The 15,455-nt window shown below is 46.1% G+C and carries 20 protein-coding genes, 1 tRNA gene and 1 pseudogene; 14 read left to right on the top strand and 8 right to left on the bottom strand.

Annotated features, from left to right (window positions below; genetic code table 11):
- Window positions 1–34 precede the first annotated feature (34 nt).
- The 5 genes from dnaG to ACHZA2_RS16065 form a co-directional block, all read right to left on the bottom strand.
- Window positions 35–1,327: a DNA primase DnaG gene (gene dnaG, locus ACHZA2_RS16085; protein ID WP_319540883.1), complete on the bottom strand. Its 1,293-nt coding sequence runs from the start codon at window positions 1,325–1,327 to the stop codon at window positions 35–37.
- A gap of 105 nt (window positions 1,328–1,432) precedes the next feature.
- On the bottom strand, window positions 1,433–1,768 hold the full coding sequence (locus ACHZA2_RS16080) for a DUF167 domain-containing protein (protein WP_319580538.1): 336 nt from the start codon (window positions 1,766–1,768) through the stop codon (window positions 1,433–1,435).
- A gap of 187 nt (window positions 1,769–1,955) precedes the next feature.
- A complete protein-coding gene (pyrC, locus tag ACHZA2_RS16075) occupies window positions 1,956–3,233 on the bottom strand; it encodes a dihydroorotase (RefSeq protein ID WP_319580537.1) in 1,278 nt (425 codons plus the stop codon).
- Window positions 3,234–3,307: 74 nt separating this feature from the next.
- A complete protein-coding gene (locus tag ACHZA2_RS16070; protein WP_319580536.1) occupies window positions 3,308–4,186 on the bottom strand; it encodes a DUF4349 domain-containing protein in 879 nt (292 codons plus the stop codon).
- Between the two features lie 67 nt (window positions 4,187–4,253).
- The gene (locus ACHZA2_RS16065) at window positions 4,254–4,700 is read right to left on the bottom strand and encodes a universal stress protein (RefSeq protein WP_319580535.1); all 447 of its coding nucleotides are present in this window, start codon (window positions 4,698–4,700) and stop codon (window positions 4,254–4,256) included.
- A 207-nt stretch (window positions 4,701–4,907) separates the two neighbouring features.
- Here ACHZA2_RS16065 and ACHZA2_RS16060 point away from each other — a divergent pair, with 207 nt between their 5' ends.
- The 4 genes from ACHZA2_RS16060 (at window position 4,908) to ACHZA2_RS16045 (ending at window position 7,859) form a co-directional block, all read left to right on the top strand.
- Entirely contained in the window at window positions 4,908–5,558 is a 651-nt protein-coding gene (locus tag ACHZA2_RS16060) for a VTT domain-containing protein (RefSeq protein ID WP_319580534.1), read from the top strand.
- Window positions 5,559–5,731: 173 nt separating this feature from the next.
- Entirely contained in the window at window positions 5,732–6,349 is a 618-nt protein-coding gene (locus ACHZA2_RS16055; RefSeq protein WP_394698607.1) for a DUF5612 domain-containing protein, read from the top strand.
- Window positions 6,346–6,927 carry an L-threonylcarbamoyladenylate synthase gene (locus ACHZA2_RS16050; RefSeq protein ID WP_319580533.1) on the top strand — a complete coding sequence of 194 codons (582 nt, stop codon included), beginning with the start codon at window positions 6,346–6,348 and terminating at the stop codon, window positions 6,925–6,927. The genes ACHZA2_RS16055 and ACHZA2_RS16050 overlap by 4 nt, the downstream gene beginning before the upstream one ends.
- Window positions 6,924–7,859, top strand: a complete 936-nt coding sequence (locus ACHZA2_RS16045) for a DNA polymerase subunit beta (RefSeq protein WP_319580532.1) — start codon at window positions 6,924–6,926, stop codon at window positions 7,857–7,859. The genes ACHZA2_RS16050 and ACHZA2_RS16045 overlap by 4 nt, the downstream gene beginning before the upstream one ends.
- Here ACHZA2_RS16045 and ACHZA2_RS16040 read toward each other — a convergent pair.
- On the bottom strand, window positions 7,836–8,534 hold the full coding sequence (locus tag ACHZA2_RS16040) for a Dna2/Cas4 domain-containing protein (protein ID WP_319580531.1): 699 nt from the start codon (window positions 8,532–8,534) through the stop codon (window positions 7,836–7,838). The genes ACHZA2_RS16045 and ACHZA2_RS16040 overlap by 24 nt on opposite strands.
- A 30-nt stretch (window positions 8,535–8,564) precedes the next feature.
- Here ACHZA2_RS16040 and ACHZA2_RS16035 point away from each other — a divergent pair, with 30 nt between their 5' ends.
- From ACHZA2_RS16035 to ACHZA2_RS16020, 4 genes are all read left to right on the top strand, one after another.
- Window positions 8,565–8,855 (top strand): DUF3467 domain-containing protein, encoded by a 291-nt coding sequence (locus ACHZA2_RS16035; RefSeq protein ID WP_319537896.1) that lies wholly within the window; start codon window positions 8,565–8,567, stop codon window positions 8,853–8,855.
- Window positions 8,856–8,906: 51 nt separating this feature from the next.
- Window positions 8,907–8,978: transfer RNA gene (locus tag ACHZA2_RS16030), tRNA-Thr, on the top strand.
- Window positions 8,979–9,326: 348 nt separating this feature from the next.
- Window positions 9,327–9,470: a hypothetical protein gene (locus ACHZA2_RS16025; RefSeq protein WP_319580530.1), complete on the top strand. Its 144-nt coding sequence runs from the start codon at window positions 9,327–9,329 to the stop codon at window positions 9,468–9,470.
- 478 nt (window positions 9,471–9,948) lie between these two features.
- The gene (locus ACHZA2_RS16020; protein WP_319580529.1) at window positions 9,949–10,212 is read left to right on the top strand and encodes a glutaredoxin domain-containing protein; all 264 of its coding nucleotides are present in this window, start codon (window positions 9,949–9,951) and stop codon (window positions 10,210–10,212) included.
- 255 nt (window positions 10,213–10,467) lie between these two features.
- On the opposite strand, the gene ACHZA2_RS16015 is transcribed toward ACHZA2_RS16020, so the two are convergent.
- Window positions 10,468–10,590: a hypothetical protein gene (locus ACHZA2_RS16015; protein ID WP_319580528.1), complete on the bottom strand. Its 123-nt coding sequence runs from the start codon at window positions 10,588–10,590 to the stop codon at window positions 10,468–10,470.
- Between the two features lie 59 nt (window positions 10,591–10,649).
- Here ACHZA2_RS16015 and ACHZA2_RS16010 point away from each other — a divergent pair, with 59 nt between their 5' ends.
- The 6 genes from ACHZA2_RS16010 (at window position 10,650) to ACHZA2_RS15985 (ending at window position 13,432) form a co-directional block, all read left to right on the top strand.
- On the top strand, window positions 10,650–10,892 hold the full coding sequence (locus ACHZA2_RS16010; RefSeq protein WP_319580527.1) for a hypothetical protein: 243 nt from the start codon (window positions 10,650–10,652) through the stop codon (window positions 10,890–10,892).
- Window positions 10,873–11,265: a PIN domain-containing protein gene (locus ACHZA2_RS16005; protein ID WP_319580526.1), complete on the top strand. Its 393-nt coding sequence runs from the start codon at window positions 10,873–10,875 to the stop codon at window positions 11,263–11,265. Before ACHZA2_RS16010 ends, ACHZA2_RS16005 begins: the two co-directional genes overlap by 20 nt.
- A 309-nt stretch (window positions 11,266–11,574) precedes the next feature.
- Window positions 11,575–12,078: a hypothetical protein gene (locus ACHZA2_RS16000; protein WP_319580525.1), complete on the top strand. Its 504-nt coding sequence runs from the start codon at window positions 11,575–11,577 to the stop codon at window positions 12,076–12,078.
- 131 nt (window positions 12,079–12,209) lie between these two features.
- On the top strand, window positions 12,210–12,689 hold the full coding sequence (locus tag ACHZA2_RS15995) for a hypothetical protein (protein WP_319580524.1): 480 nt from the start codon (window positions 12,210–12,212) through the stop codon (window positions 12,687–12,689).
- 57 nt (window positions 12,690–12,746) lie between these two features.
- Window positions 12,747–12,968: a hypothetical protein gene (locus ACHZA2_RS15990; RefSeq protein ID WP_319580523.1), complete on the top strand. Its 222-nt coding sequence runs from the start codon at window positions 12,747–12,749 to the stop codon at window positions 12,966–12,968.
- 86 nt (window positions 12,969–13,054) lie between these two features.
- Window positions 13,055–13,432, top strand: a complete 378-nt coding sequence (locus tag ACHZA2_RS15985; RefSeq protein WP_319580522.1) for a hypothetical protein — start codon at window positions 13,055–13,057, stop codon at window positions 13,430–13,432.
- 351 nt (window positions 13,433–13,783) lie between these two features.
- Here ACHZA2_RS15985 and ACHZA2_RS15980 read toward each other — a convergent pair.
- Window positions 13,784–15,403: pseudogene (locus tag ACHZA2_RS15980) on the bottom strand (IS1634 family transposase).
- Window positions 15,404–15,455: the final 52 nt, after the last annotated feature.

Genomic DNA, 15,455 nt, shown 5'->3' with positions numbered 1-15,455 from the left:
GACCTGAAAAATATAAAATATTAGGTTCGTTCGCTTATCTGAAGGGAATAAGACGGACAGATGCAGGTCGACGGACTATACCGGTAAAAGAGGGGGCAGCCAGGAATTTGATGCCAAGGAGGGAGAGCTGGTCAAGAAGCTGCTGATTGACATCCTGGTCGATGACAACTCCCTGAAATGTCTGATCGTCAGGAATTGCGGACTCCTCAATCTGTGAAACCGGCATCTCAAGTGCCACATCTCCTTCTCCCGAGAGCATTCTGATAACTCCCCTTTCTCGAACCTCACTGATATGGGTAAAGACCGATCTTGGTTGATACGGAGGTTCTGACACCTCTTCAACAGGAGATTCAGATGGTGCCGGTGTAGACTCTGATACTGGTTCAGAGGATTCTGATTCTTCTATCGAACCTTCAGATGTTTCAGATGGAATTGCCTGTTCTTCAGGTACTTCACTCTTATGAACTCGTTTCTCCTCTTTGCCCCGGTTTGAAAGGTACTCGGCTACACGATCTTCAAGCACGTACTCGATCGGTACCTTGTTACGCAGAGACTTGATGATCTCCTTGCGTGAGAGATCCTCGACCGACTCTCCCCTGGGAGGAAATGCAACAAAGTCGATGTCAGTGACTTCAAGGAGCTCACGGAGAATAAGATCGCCCCCGCGGTCACCATCCAGGAATGCCGTTGCAGTCTTTTTGTGGCACATGTTGATGATCGTACCCGGAACGCTGGTTCCTTCAACTGCAATGGCATTCTTTATCCCGGCCCGAAGGAGGTTTATCACATCTGCTCTGCCTTCAACCACAATAATGGCATCTGACTGCAGGACATTCGGGCCGGCAGGAACATTATCCGGGCCGATGGTCTCTATCTTCTCCACACGCTGACTCTCCCTGACTGCATCGATGAGGGAGTCAGGATCTATTCCAGGTTCCTCAAACTCCAGAAGCAGAGATTTTGCCCGTTCGATGATCTGGTTCCGTTTGGTGACCCTGATGTCCTCAATGTTCTGAACCTGTACCTGTGCAGTACAGGGGCCGACCCGGCTGATCGTCTCCATGGATGCAGCCAGGATGGCGGTTTCAGCACGATCAAGTGAGGTGGAGACCAGGATCTCACCTGATGATCTGCCCTGCCTGCTCACAACCCTGACATCGATACGGCCGAGCCTGCCCTGACGCTGCAGCTCTCGCAGTTCCAGTTCAGAGCCGAGCAGGCCCTCGATCTGCCCAAAGATAGCACCGACTACGTCTGACCGGTCAACCACCCCGTCTGCCTGAACGGTAAGGTGAATCCGGTATTTCGTAGTCTCCTGCTCATACAATCCCACAACCTCCGCGAGCAATAATAAGTATCATAATATGGCAAGACAGTCTCTCACAAAGTATTTAAACAATACGATGATGAGCTGCAGAACCAGTCAAAAAAACTACGAAAACGTTGACATCAGCTCAGCAAGACTCTGCCCAAGGGTCACATCAGTGATCCCATCTACCCTGATCCGTTTGATCGAGGATGTCTGCCCGCTGATTATCTGCACAGCACTCTTCGGTACTGCAAGGGTTTCAGCAATAAGACTGATGATCGCTTTGTTGGCTTTTCCTTCAACTGCCTGGGCTTTTACCTGGATACCAATCGCCTGACGCCAGGGGTTATACCCGGTGGGGAACCGTTCCATACGGCTGCCGGTTGATACTTCGATCGTAAAAATAGTCCCGCCGTCAACAGCGAGAAGTGCAGACCTGATCTCATCAGGAGTGGTCATAAGAGTTGTCACCCGGCATTAACAAATGGTGTTCATCAGTGGCTTTTGCCGTCCTTCACCCATTAAACGCCCTCTGCCGGGCGGTGCCGTAATATGTACCATTTCCGGGTTGTCCCATGGATCATATCTTGAGTCTTCATTAGATCTCCCGGGGACCTATGGAAATGAGGAAGGCACACCACACTATTCACTTCTCCGGAATATAGCCTCTTCCCTTCAGCCACATGGGATCTGTTCTGATACAGTTCTCATTTTCACACGCAATCTGCCCTGACATGATAACCTGACTGGGAAATACACCGACCATGCCCTCATACGGAGTCCATCCAGCTTTGGATGAGAGATCGTCTGCACGAATCTTTCTACAGGTCTTTGGATAGAGCGCAAAATCGGCACGCATTCCCGGCTGATACCCGGCTGGTTCAATCCCGAGTATCTGTGCAGGTCTTGTTGAGGTCTTTTGTATTACGTCGGTAAGAGGTATCCGCCCCTCTAGCACTTCTGCCATCAGAAGAGGAATCATGGTCTCAACTCCCGGTATCCCGGATGGTGCATCATGGAAACCTGCTGACTTTTCCTGCTGAGTATGGGGGGCATGATCAGAAGCAATGACATCGATCGAGTCCCAGCATTCCCAGAGCCTCTTCCGTTCTGCCTCTGTCCGGATTGGAGGATTCACCTTGGCATGTGTATCTTCAGGTTCGCAGGTTTCATGAGAGAGGAAGAGATGATGAGGAGTAACTTCGATAGTTCCACTACCCTGTTCCCTGATATCTGCAATCGTATCAGCAGCTGATACATGGCAGAAATGAATCCGTGATCCGGGCGGGGTGAGATCCCGGATCATCCTCACTGCCTCCCGCTCACCAGCAATGGATCGCAGGGTATCATGAGCAGCAAGAGTGGTATCCTGACCCTCCTGCACAACCTCTGCATGGAGGGTTATCAGCCCGTCAAGACTCCTGATTTTATGAATGGCTGATTTGAGATCGTCACGTGATAATGCCTCACCATAACTTGAGGGGCCTGCAAAGGTCTCGCCAAATGCCATCGCACCTGCACGGGACATACCATCAAGGTCTGCATCTGTAGTTACTCCTGCGTTGATGGCAAAGTGACAGTAGGTCTGTTTTTCTGCCAGGTGAGCACGGTCCTGTAGGATCTTCCCGGTTGTAACAGGAGGTATTGTGTTCGGCTGGTCGATAACAACCGTGACACCGCCTGCAAGAGCGCTTTTTGTACCTGACTCCCAGTCCTCTTTGTGTGCCTGGGACCCGTCCCGCATATGCACGTGCATATCGATACCTGCAGGAAGCACGAGCAGATCACTGCACCTGCAGACTGTATCTGCTCTTTCTGATGCACCGATATGAGTGACCTTTCCCCCGGAGAGTGTGATGTCACATACCCTGCCTCCCGGTATCAGGACATCCCGCAGCACCATCACTTCCTGCATCTGATCCATACAACAGGTTTGACCTTGCAGGTCATAGATTCGTGTACCCTAAAGCTAAAAATGGATAGGATAGATCAGAAAGATCAGCCTGAACGCCGGATCTTCCATCTGGAATAGATGAAGTATCCGGCAGCAGCAAGGATGATGACGGGGAGCAGTGTCATGATCAGAACTACCAGCCAGACAACAGTTTCAGTAAATCCTGATATGGCTTCACTTATTACTGATGAAATTGAATACCCTGTTGAAGGGACCGCAGACTCTGGTTCTGAGAGCCGGATGGTCAGAGTAGAGAAGGCAACCCTGTTGTCCAGGTACTTCATCTTCCCGGTGATCCGGTCGAGTTCAACCTGGATCCGTTCGATCTCACGTTGAACTTCAAGAATCTCAGAGACATTGACTGCCTGACCGAGGATCCTGTTATACTGGGCGAGCTGGTTTGTCAGAGCAGTCTTCTGGGCATCAAGATCGACATACTCTTCGGTGACATCCTGGGCTGTGACACTGCTGGTGATAACTTTACCAAGACTCTGTATAGCTTTCAGGGTCTCCTCAAACTTTGCTGAAGGAACACGAACGGTCACAACACCGGTGTACCGATCCTCGCGTCCTGCTGAAACTGATGAAGACTGAATAGCACCATCGACAGAAGCGGCGATCTCTCTGACAGACTCCGCGGCCTTCCTGACATCAGGAACCTGTAGGGAGAGATCTGCCGTATTGATGATCTTCTGTTCTGATGGTGAGAGCGATCCTGATGGTGTTGCAACCGGATTTGTTCCACCAGTCATCCGTTTTTCTGCCATAGCCGGAGCAGGAGCGGCTGCCTCCTGAGCTGAGCCGTAGGTATCCATGGTATTGGATCCTGAAAAAACAGAATCAGATGACTTTTCTAGTGCTGTGCATCCGGAGACCAGAATCAACAAACAGAGCAGCAGTGAGAGAAGAGTCTGGGGCAGCATGGGCAATACTCTGCACAGGAGTATAAAAGGTAGGTAGGTGGATATTGGGAACGCTTTGGTGCTCGCGTTACCTGATCACAATCGTGGAGATCCTGGCATGGGTAACGATGTAGGTACTGACACTGCCAAGCAGAATCCGCTGGCCCAGACCTTTCCCGGTTGAACCTACTGCAATAAGGTCTGCCCCTATCTCATCTGCAGCTTTCAGGATCTCACTCCGCGGGTCTCCGAGCCTTACCAGCAGATTGATCGTGATGCCGTGATCGTGGGCGATATTCTTCACCCTCTCGGTCACCATCTCTTTCTCATCTGCGATGATCCGATCCCGGATCTCATGAAGCGTTGAGATCCCTTCATACCCGGCCGCTCCCTCAATTGTTGCATATTTAGATGGGGAGATGACATAAATCGCGTGTAATTCAATATCCTGGGGATTGAGATATTCAATCACCTTCAGAAGTGCGGTGTCTGCTTCAGGTGAACCGTCAACTGCAGTAAGTACTTTCCTGATCATGGATGATCTGCATATGTCTTCTCCTGATATTAGCCTGTCTGATTATTACAAGAAAAACCGTCTTCACATCTGCGTTGAGTCTTCGCATTCTGTATGATTCTCCTATCGACAGTCGTATGAAACAATGAATCAGGCAGACTATTATCATTGAATTTTTCCTGACAAGCGGGAAGCCTCATGAGGAGGTACAGACAATCTCCTATGAGCATGTCCGTCAATCCTCTCGATCTCTTTCTCAATCTCGATCACTCGCTCTCCCAGATGGCAGGTGAACTTGGACCGCTCATCTACCTTGTCCTGTTCATAATAATCTTCTGCGAAACCGGGTTTGTGATAACTCCATTCCTTCCTGGCGATTCACTCCTGTTTATTGCAGGAGCCCTTGCAGGATCCGGGGTGCTTGATCTCCCGACGCTGCTTGTCATCGTTGCAGTAGCTGCCATCCTTGGGGATACTGTAAACTTCTGGATCGGGCGATATGCCGGTGAGAGGATGATGACCGGGAGACTCTCAGGATTCGTAAAAGGCGAATGGATTGAGTTCACCAGGGAGTTCTATGCACGATGGGGAGGAGCGACCATCGTGGTGGCACGGTTTGTACCTTACATCAGGACCTTTGCCCCGTTCCTCGCTGGAATCGGAAACATGCATTACCGCTGGTTCCTGATCTACAACATAGCAGGAGGAGTTCTCTGGGCAGGAGGACTTGTGCTCGGAGGGTATATCCTGGGAAACGTTCCGGTTGTTCAGGATAATGTCGGGGTGCTGATGTGGTTTGTCCTGCTGCTCTGCCTCTTCGCCGTAGGTATGGTTATCAAGATGCTTCTTCAGGGGATCATGCACAGGCGTGATCCATAACCATCATTTGTTACTCATGTCGAGGAAAATTCTATCTTTTGGAACGCCAACTCTACTCTGGAATCAGGAACAGAGTGAAAATTCAGGTATTCATGATATGGGTGTGATTCAGAACGGCATCTGAAGAAGGTCTCAAGGCAGTATGTATCATTGCACGAAACAAGTCAGGGGTCTTGAAAGATATTGCCACAGTGTTTGCCGAACACCAGGCAAACATCATCATGATACATCTTGATGCCTGTGAAGGACAGTGTGATGAAACGAATGAAGAACTCTATGTTGAGTTCGAAGGAGAGATCATCGAGGATCATCTCATCACCAGTCTTCAGAACCTTCCCGGGGTAAGTGAGGTCATCATTCACCGGTCGTTCGGAGACATATTCGGAAAGCGGGTGATCATCATCGGCGGGGGGGCACAGGTGGCCCAGGTCGCCTTGGGAGCGGTAAACGAGGCTGACCGGCATAATATCAGGGGTGAGAAGATATCTGTTGATACCATCCCGCTCGTCGGTGAGAAGACACTTGCCCAGGCAGTTGATGCGGTTTCACGGTTGCCCAGAGCTTCCATGCTTGTCCTTGCCGGTTCCCTGATGGGGGGAGAGGTCTCAAAAGCAGTTGACAGGGTGAGGGCATCAGGAATTCCAGTGATTGCTCTCAACATGGCAGGAACGGTTGTTGATCATGCAGACCTGGTTGTGACAGATCCAATACAGGCCGGTGTCTTTGCAGTTATGCATGTCTCGTCAATAGCAGTCTTCAATATATACCGGGTTCAGGGGAGAAAATTTTGAAAGAACAGATCAAAAAAGCAGTTGAAGTCCTCAATAAGGATGGACTGATTGTATATCCGACCGACACACTCTATGGTCTCGGGGCTGACGCCCTTTCAGAAGAGGCGATTCATAAGGTGTTCGAAGCAAAAGGTCGCGAATACCATAAGCCACTCTCGATAGCGGTCTGTGACCGTGATATGATCGCAGCCGTCGCCTATGTGGATGAGATTGCAGAAGCGTTTCTTGATGAGTTCATGCCAGGGCCGGTAACGCTGGTTCTGAAAGCCCGGTCTGTGCTTCCATCACTCCTGACCGCGGGAACCAATCTCATCGGGATCAGATACCCGGCACAGGATGTGGCACTTGAGATCATCAACAGGTTTGACAGCCCGATAACAGCAACGAGTGCAAACCTTTCGGGGGCACCATCACCGATAACGGTGAACGATGCCCTGGTTCCGCATGATCTTGCCATTGATGTCGGGGCACTCAGGGGTACCCCCTCAACAGTGGTGGACCTCGTGAACATGGAGATCATTCGTCCTGGTGCAGACATTGAGCGGATAGCCGCATTACTTGCAGAGTGGCTTAAATGAACTCACGGCCACTTCGAATCCGCGATTTTGTTCGTGATGCAGATAACTGGCTGTATGCAGTTGCAGCTTATGATACAGCCGGTGGCGCCGGATGCGTTCTCAGGTATATCCCTGATCAGGCAGGCGAACGGGTTGACCCAACCGGAACACGATACAGGAAGGTCGCGTTTGAAGAGGCGTATGATCTTATAGAAAAGAAGAAACCTGAGTACTCGGGCCTTGTCCACCAGATCCCTCTTTCAGATATCACCGAGATCCTCAAACCTGAAGAACAATTGGCAGCAGTTGCGGCAAGGGACGGACAGGTACAGCGGTTCAGGGAGATCTTCGCACTGCCTGATGGCACCTTTGGTGTCACCGGATCAAGACTGTGCGGAATCGCAGATTCCGGTTCAGACATTGATGGTGTTGTGTACGGCAAGTGGTTTTCTCATGCACAGGAACGGCTGAGACAAGGGATCGAATCAGGTGAGATCGAAGACCTTGATGATGCACTCTGGAAGACGGTGTATAAAAAACGCAATCCGGATCTCGGGTATGACGAATTCATTCTTCATGAACAGCGGAAATGGAACCGCGGGCAGATAGATGGTACATATTTCGACCTGCTATATTCCCGGGGGTATGATGATCTGCCAGGTTTTGTCATGCGTAAAGGGGAGGTTCTTGGTACCACAACCATTGAGGCAACAGTCACCGATGATACATTTGTGTATGACAGCCCGTCAATCTTTGAAGTATCTCACCCGGAGATCACTCGTGTGCTATCTTTTACCCATACCTACACCGGTCAGGCGAAAAAAGGGGAGAGGATAGAGGCCCAGGGTATCGTGGAGAAGCACGGCGATCAAAAATGGCTTATCGTTGGAACCACCCGGGAAGCAAAGGGAGAATTCATCAGGTCACTCTCACTTCTTGAAGAGAATACTTGACAGGGTCCGGGGCTTGTCCTGGTTGCACTGATCCGTATACAGACAATTTTTACACGGAGCATGAACCGGCTTTTCCGGGAGATCCCCCTTCAACACTTTTTGGGCCATTCGCAATGCCTGCAACATTCTCCGCCGGTCCCGGGGTTGTGGTTCACAGTACCTGACTATCCCGTCAGGAATATACTCGATGTATCCTCCTGCAATGTCAAGGCCTGCCGACTCCTTCAGGCAGAGAAGGTATGCTGCAAGCCTGACCCGGTCATCTGACCAGCACCCAAACTCCGGAGCACCGGAGTTTCGGACGATTGAGATAATCTTTTCTGATGAATCATACTTGTCAACAAGACCATAGATCCCGTACCGGTCAGAGTTCACCGGGATATCACAGTCTGTGTAATTGATCCGGGGTGTGTGAGAGTTCATCTCCAGGCACAGTGAAAGGTATTCTCTCAGGTCGGCCGCGACTCCGGGATCAATCAGAGAGATCTCGTCCCAGAGAGTGTCTTCATCAGGTTTCTGATCTTTACAGAGTGAGACCTGTTTGCAGATTATGTATTTTCCAGATGCCTGGATGGTATCATGTCTTGAAAAATAGAACCTTCGTGGACACCGGTATGCCTGGATGAGAGATGAGATCGGGATCGCATCTCCGGTTTTATTGTTCGATTCGGTCAATTTAATGCAGATCCCATATAAGATGTAGGTATGACCTCAAATGAGATTCAGGTGACTATTCCCCCGAACCTGGAGCCCGTATACAGTAATATGATCCAGATCGCTTATAAAGAGGATGAGTTTACGTTCATGTTCCTTCACCAGATTCCGGGAATTAACCAGGCACGAGGCAAAGCAGTGGTCAGTATCTCTCCGACCCATGCAAAGAACCTGCTTCAGGTACTTCAGCGAACTGTTGGAGAATACGAGCAGAAGTTCCGGCCACTTGAGGCATCACAGGAAAAGGCACAGAACGTAACTTCAATGACCGGGTACTCGTAAAAATAATCTAACGATTTTTTTTTATGTCTGGAGATGGACATATATAGGCACGCCGTTGTGGCTTAGCGGTATAGCGGCTGATTCGTAATCAGCAGGTCGAGGGTTCAAGTCCCTCCAGCGGCTTTAAAAAATAATTTATTAAGCCCAACTAGAAAATGAGAGAAATGGGCTTCATTTTTCATCACTTTGTAATCAGTTATCTTTTCTGTGCTTGTCGACGGCTTTTCACTTCTTCTACAAAAGACATTCTCGTATCAGACTGATATCACACGATAAAAAAAGGAGAAATAGATCTGGCCTGTTCATTCTAATATGTGAATGGTTTTGGTAGGAATTATTCATCAGGGTCTCAAATTTGCCATGAGTATCATTTTCATCTTTCTTTGGTGGATTTCAGAGAACTGACCTTTCACCATACCGATCAGACTTCCGATCTTATCATAACTCATTCCAGTTTTTTGTAGAGCATCCATGCCAGAGCGGCATGCAGACAACAGCGGCCTACCGTTGAACATGCAGGATATCTCTGCATTGCTGCAACTGAAGAAGATGCTGATCTTCTGGTTGGTCAAAATCTGCAGTATGACCGGAATATTATCAGAAGCGAATGCTTGAGAGCAAAAATTAACAGTAATCAACTGTCGAAGCCGCAATTCTGCACCATGGTGAACTCTACCACCTTTTGTCAACTGTCACGAGGTTTCGGTAGAGGCTTTAAGTTCCCGAAACTGGCAGAGGCGTACAAAATTATTCCGAGAGCGGATCTCATCGACTGTAATGATGCGTTGGTCGATACCGAAGCTTGTAAGGAGATCTTCTTTTCCGGGATAGATCAGGGGATCTGGCGGTATGCAGATGAGGCTTCTATCTGTACTATGGAGGTTCTCCGGTAATGGCCACTCGGATCATTATCGTTGAAAAATGTAAAACCTGCCCGTTTGTTATGATTGGGAGGTCCGGGTTTTACTGTGATAAAACACACCATCCGATACCTGATCCGCTGAATATCCCTGATACCTGTGAATTGTCCAAAGAATGAATGAGTGGAGGGAGGGCCGGAGCGGAGCGACGGCCCGACTTGCATAGGTGAATTATGAATCAGATTATTGTCTACACAATGAAAACCTGCCCGAACTGCGACAAACTGAAAGCGACACTGAAAGGGCTTTGTATAGATTTTGAAGAGAAGGACCTGGAGACAAAAGAGTCGATTATTGATCTCCGGGTTCTCGGGTGTTTCCCTCAAGAGGATCCGGTTCTCCGGTTTGGTCGGACCTGTTATGAATCACCGAAATTATTCGGGGATGACGGAACAGTGAACCGACATATTATTCATGCGATCTCCGGGAAGGTGTGATTTTTTCAGATCTATTCTTTCCGATCTCCCTTGGAGAAGATCATGGTCTGGTACTATGAGACGTTAAAAAAAAGTGGGGAGACTGCGGATCATCGGGGATTGTGTTCTGATAGAAATTGATGGTGTGGGCACACATGATATCCCAGTATCAGATGTGGTAATTATCATTTCGAATGTTGTAGAACTTCCCCTCGATCCGGTGAATTTGCAAGAGGGGATCAGTAGCCTTTCTGTACGTCAACTCGCGATTAAATTTTATATCCCGGTTGGAGGACAGATGTATTGTGCTATTGTTCGGCAGGTACTGAACATTATTGCGAGTCCGGGGAAGAAGACGGCGTTATGGGTCCCGGTGGATTGGAGAGGTCCATATGCCATGTCCCGCCCACCTTACCTCGGAACAAAGAATATGTAATAACGCATACTATTAGAATCACATGGATAGTGTCGTTATTTCTAAAGATGGAACTATCAAAATACCTGATAAAATAATGCAGGAGTTCGGCATCCATAGCGGAGATAACTTCCAGATCTTAAATGAGAAGGGAACGATCACACTAAAACCAATCTACCGTCTGAATAATTTAAAAGGGGCGTTTCCTTTAAAAAAATGGAAAGATGAGTTAAAAGATTTGAGAGAAGGATGGAGCAGTAGAACAGATGATCCCTCTTCTGTTTGATACTCACGCTCTGCTCACTTTTTTTAACGATGAAAATAATTCTGATATCATCGGCTCATATCTGGAAGAAGTAGATGATCGAGCACGGAAGGGATATATCTCTACAATTACCATTTCCGAATTGAGTTATCTGTATATTCGCAATGATATGAAACGCGAAGGTGAAGCGTGTATTCATGCATTGCTCAATACTGCCCTGGAGGTTGTCCCGGTGGATGTTAATATTGCAATCTCTGCAGGAAATCTTAAAAAGCGAAAGATATCACTCGCAGATGCAATAATTGCAGCCACTGCCATTCAGGTCCAGGCAACCGTTGTCACAAATGATACCCATTTTGATGAACTTGGAGTGCCCAGGATTGAGTATCTCTGATCATATTATTCACTAAATTATACCTGAAATTTCTTGAGGATTAAAATTGAGTGAATATTCGATAATAATTCATCCCGCTGAAGAAGGTGGGTTTTAGGTTGAAGTTCCGATGCTCCCAGGTTGTTTTTCACAAGGTGAATCCCGTTCAGGCATAGTAACTCAACCAGTTGAATTTTTTTCTTCCCCACACATAGACAGCCTTAAAATACAATTTTCCTCCTGATCCCCCCCCGTTTCACTTCCATTTTTTTCGTTTATTTATGTTAAGGCCAAATCTATTTATACCAGTATAATCCCGGTGGAAAAAAAATGGCAGATTTTGTATCGAAAGGTGCAGTAAAATCAGCGGAGAGGAAACATACCACTCCGATTGAGACCATTGCAAATTTCCTGGCTCTTGTCCAAGATGTGATCGATAATAACCCCTGGGGTTGTGTCGCATATACTTCAGCCGGTAAGGCCGTTGCCGCTGTTGTCCGGGGATCTGAGTATTACTCAGGGAAGATCGTCTATGAAAATGGAGAGGCCAAGACGGTCGGTCAGATCTCAGTGAAGGCTCCAACTTCCGCAGCGTTCAGCACTGATATCACCACAATCGTGGGGACCGCTGCACTTGGTACCGCGATGGGCGGGACTCCTTCACACGACAGTTCAGAGGATTCATTCAGTTGCACCCTGAAATGTCATGCTTCAAACGGTGAAAATTACAATGTCACCTTCAAACGCGACAGCCTGACCGTTTCAAGCTACGAGTCTGATTCGATCCTCACCGGTATCGAGTCCTGGGCTGATACCGTGGCGATTCTCGCATAAACTTCTCTCTTTTTTCGAACCGAGGCGGAAAAATAAATTGGAAGTTTATAATTTCTGGTTGCTTTTTCCTGGTCCTCGCGGCTTTCGTCGGTGCTGATTATGTCAGTACGTCCATTTCAACTGATGGAACGATGATGATCGCGAGCTCCGGGAATAACGAGAATGGATCGTTTGCATCCCGGGTTATGGCAGTGGATACCTCTCAATTGTCCAGGACCATTACCGGAGATGAGGAATTTCAGACTGACCTGATAGTTAGAGGAAGCGGTCCTATCATAGCATCTGATTATACGAATTCCCGAACTCATCCAACGGTGTTGGATGAAGTCGCGTGTACATTTCTGACTGAATCCCGGGTGCAGGCCGCCCAGGTATCTGATCTGTATACCACGGGAATGCTACAGAACGGAAGTTATGAGATCTCGCGGGTTGTTGGATCCGGACTGACCGGGGGAACCGTTGTGAACGGTTCCGGTATGCTTGGGTTCGGATCACAGTCTGAAGGAAACAACACTCAGAAAACCAGAGGGTTTGTATCTGGAAATATCAGTACTTCGCTAATTTTGAAAGGACGAAAAAATGCCCGATTTCTGAATTTGAAAGAAAAATAGCAAGATCTATATACTTTGGAGGAGCCCCCATATGGCATCACCCATCAGGAGGATCCTATGAACAGAAAAGAGTTTAGTGAAATTGAGGAATTGATCAAACAAACTATTGAAAAGCACCCGGGATGTTCACAAGGAGATGTTTGTACATATCTTGCAAAACAATACCGTTCTTACTCACATGTCAGACGAAGTATAAAACGTCTAGTTGAGATCGGTGTTGTCCGTGATGAAGGATCAGGGACAGCTGCTTTGTATATAACTAATGTTATAGCAAGATAACTCAATTTTATCGTAATTTAAGGGTCTTCTCAAAAAATTAAAGTTTAATCATTATTATTATATGAGTAAACGAAGTAAGAATTCTTATGGATCCAAATGAGAGTATGGATTTATCTGGTGCTGAAGATAACGGTACATTTCGATTTGAAGATAAAAGATACCCAGTCAAAATAGGAATCGAAATTGTATCATCAGAACAAGTTTTTTCCGATTATAGTCCGGTTATTGAATCTGTGTATGTAAAATTGGGTGAAAATGGTCGAATAAAATGGCCTTTACAATTTAATCCTGAAAAGTCAAATATTATAAAAAACTTTGATCAAATTCAAAATGGAGATATTATTCATTTTACAATCGAATATTTTAATGAGATAATATGTAATGCAAACTTCATAATATTAAATAAAAATGAAGTTAATAAACAGACTGGTGAAATTAGCCCAATAGTGCAAAGAATGGGGTAATGGCTTGATAAATTATTAATGTTTATGCGGATAGTACATCCGTCTTTAATTGTGATATTATCTTATGTAGTCGTATTATAGTATGTCGCAAAAAGAATTAGAATAATCATTCTGACGGAATCTTTGATGGGGGTCTTTTTCGCCAATAGTCGACAATGAACAAGTTTGCAGAATTGATTATTATACAAACAAATGCTGGAAACTATAAACGACAAATGAGATTTGATACAATATTTTTTTTTCTGAATCTGAATAACCCGGAATAGTATCTGATGAAATTATCAGGTCATTCTGGTTAGATATCCATGAGATACATCATTTTGATGGATAATCCGACATTCCGCAGAGATCTCATAACGAATAATATTTTTCACAATGCGGCCCCAAGAACCTGATAATTTTTATGAGGATGTCATTAAGATTCAAAACTTTCGTGACTATCATTCCCTCGATTCGAAGTGATATTTCTTTTACCCTTCTGAAAAGGAAAAATATCCATCTCATCGTTGGTTTTTATGTTGGCTTTCCCGTCTGATCAGGTATGGTTTCGTTCGCTTCTCTCAGCCCTTTCCTCACTCTGTATTCAGCAACAGCGTAGACATAAAGGCAGAGAACCATTACCATTGCCAACGCCTGAATTCTTCCAATATTCTTCAAAAACACGTCTGAAACCCTGAATGTTTTATCTTTCAGGAACCTGAATCCTTTCTCCACCTGTGACTGTCCCTTATAATAACTCAAAGTTGTATCAGGATCCAAATCCAGATCATTCGTCGCAAGAATAAACCTTCCAAGGATTGATCGTTCTTGTTCGATAAGTACCTGGTTGAGAGATATTTCTGCGTTAATAATGAACTTTGTCACAAGCTGTTCTTCTTTCTTAGGTCTTCCCCGTTTTTTCTCCAATCGCTCTCTGACCTGGTCAATCGTAAATGAACTGAAAATTATTTTAGGATGGTTCTGTATCCATTCTTCTGCAACCATTTTTGCATCTGGTTCACCAGCAAATCTTTGAGAACATAAGTGTTTGAGCGATTTTTTTGTCTTCTCAAATTCAATCAGGATTCTCTTCTCGAAATAAGGTTCTTTCTTCTTTTGTTGTTCATTTGAATGAAATACGGTCCAGTTCTGGGGTATTCCTGCATATTCAGATTTTGCAGTAAACCATGAGTATCGCTCATCCTTACATGGGATGAAGAGTTCCGACGTATTCCTAAGAACTATCGCTTCAGATATCGTCATTGGAACTCTGCTTACCCAGAATGTGTGAAGACCTAATGTCTGGATATTGTCTTCAGAATAAAATGCAGCATCCGCCACGTGAATCACTTTGTCACCGGCATTTAGATTCATACGGACCTTATTGATTATCTCAAGTAATGCTTTCTTGTCAGATTCGTTCCCTGAAAAGGTTTGAAGCATGAGGGGGATGCCATATTGATTTGTTGCCATTCCCAGAGAAAACCGTTTCAGATCCCAACGGCCATCCTTAGGATGACCATGAGTTATTGAGATTTCCTGACTTTGGCTTTCTCCATCATACTCGCCATACACACTGAAATTTGTTGTATCGGCATTAACAAGATGGATTGAGAACTCTTCATTTTCCAGTGAAGGGAGAATGATCTGATTGAAGAGTTCTGTTTCACCGTATGCATGTATTGCGTCAAGAGTTCGACCAATTACATCATCATTGAAGTTGGTTTCACACACATCTTGGTGAAACAATCGTTCAACGGCAATGTCTGTAAAAAAACCTGGAAAAAGATAAAGACGGCGTTCAATATATCCGAGGCCATTGATTACCATTCCTTTAAGGGCATCACCATGAGTGAGTTTATGTTGTCCATTTTTAGGGATGAGATTGTCTACGATCTCACTGATTTTTAAAGAATCATAACATCCAGCAACCAATCCTAAATGACCGATTGTTCTATCTGAACCTGAAACGAAGATATCATCAAAATTCATTGAATATACAGTGATCGACGTACTTAGATAAATAATTTACCTTTTTATATAA

Source organism: uncultured Methanospirillum sp. (assembly GCF_963668415.2).
Classification (GTDB): Archaea; Halobacteriota; Methanomicrobia; order Methanomicrobiales; family Methanospirillaceae; genus Methanospirillum.
Note: the sequence above shows the minus strand (reverse complement) of the source record. Positions and strands in the feature narration are given on the sequence as shown.

Coding starts and splice junctions, on each gene's coding strand:
- ACHZA2_RS16010 (WP_319580527.1), top strand. CDS start 10,650: ATGGATAGTGTCGTTATTTCTAAAGATGGAACTATCAAAATACCTGAT.
- ACHZA2_RS16020 (WP_319580529.1), top strand. CDS start 9,949: ATGAATCAGATTATTGTCTACACAATGAAAACCTGCCCGAACTGCGAC.
- ACHZA2_RS15985 (WP_319580522.1), top strand. CDS start 13,055: ATGGATCCAAATGAGAGTATGGATTTATCTGGTGCTGAAGATAACGGT.
- ACHZA2_RS16005 (WP_319580526.1), top strand. CDS start 10,873: ATGATCCCTCTTCTGTTTGATACTCACGCTCTGCTCACTTTTTTTAAC.
- ACHZA2_RS16070 (WP_319580536.1), bottom strand. CDS start 4,186: ATGCTGCCCCAGACTCTTCTCTCACTGCTGCTCTGTTTGTTGATTCTG.
- ACHZA2_RS16060 (WP_319580534.1), top strand. CDS start 4,908: ATGTCCGTCAATCCTCTCGATCTCTTTCTCAATCTCGATCACTCGCTC.
- ACHZA2_RS16035 (WP_319537896.1), top strand. CDS start 8,565: ATGACCTCAAATGAGATTCAGGTGACTATTCCCCCGAACCTGGAGCCC.
- ACHZA2_RS16065 (WP_319580535.1), bottom strand. CDS start 4,700: ATGATCAGGAAAGTACTTACTGCAGTTGACGGTTCACCTGAAGCAGAC.
- ACHZA2_RS16045 (WP_319580532.1), top strand. CDS start 6,924: ATGAACTCACGGCCACTTCGAATCCGCGATTTTGTTCGTGATGCAGAT.
- ACHZA2_RS15990 (WP_319580523.1), top strand. CDS start 12,747: ATGAACAGAAAAGAGTTTAGTGAAATTGAGGAATTGATCAAACAAACT.
- ACHZA2_RS16000 (WP_319580525.1), top strand. CDS start 11,575: ATGGCAGATTTTGTATCGAAAGGTGCAGTAAAATCAGCGGAGAGGAAA.
- ACHZA2_RS16080 (WP_319580538.1), bottom strand. CDS start 1,768: ATGACCACTCCTGATGAGATCAGGTCTGCACTTCTCGCTGTTGACGGC.
- ACHZA2_RS16015 (WP_319580528.1), bottom strand. CDS start 10,590: ATGGCATATGGACCTCTCCAATCCACCGGGACCCATAACGCCGTCTTC.
- pyrC (WP_319580537.1), bottom strand. CDS start 3,233: ATGGATCAGATGCAGGAAGTGATGGTGCTGCGGGATGTCCTGATACCG.
- ACHZA2_RS16025 (WP_319580530.1), top strand. CDS start 9,327: ATGCCAGAGCGGCATGCAGACAACAGCGGCCTACCGTTGAACATGCAG.
- ACHZA2_RS15995 (WP_319580524.1), top strand. CDS start 12,210: ATGATGATCGCGAGCTCCGGGAATAACGAGAATGGATCGTTTGCATCC.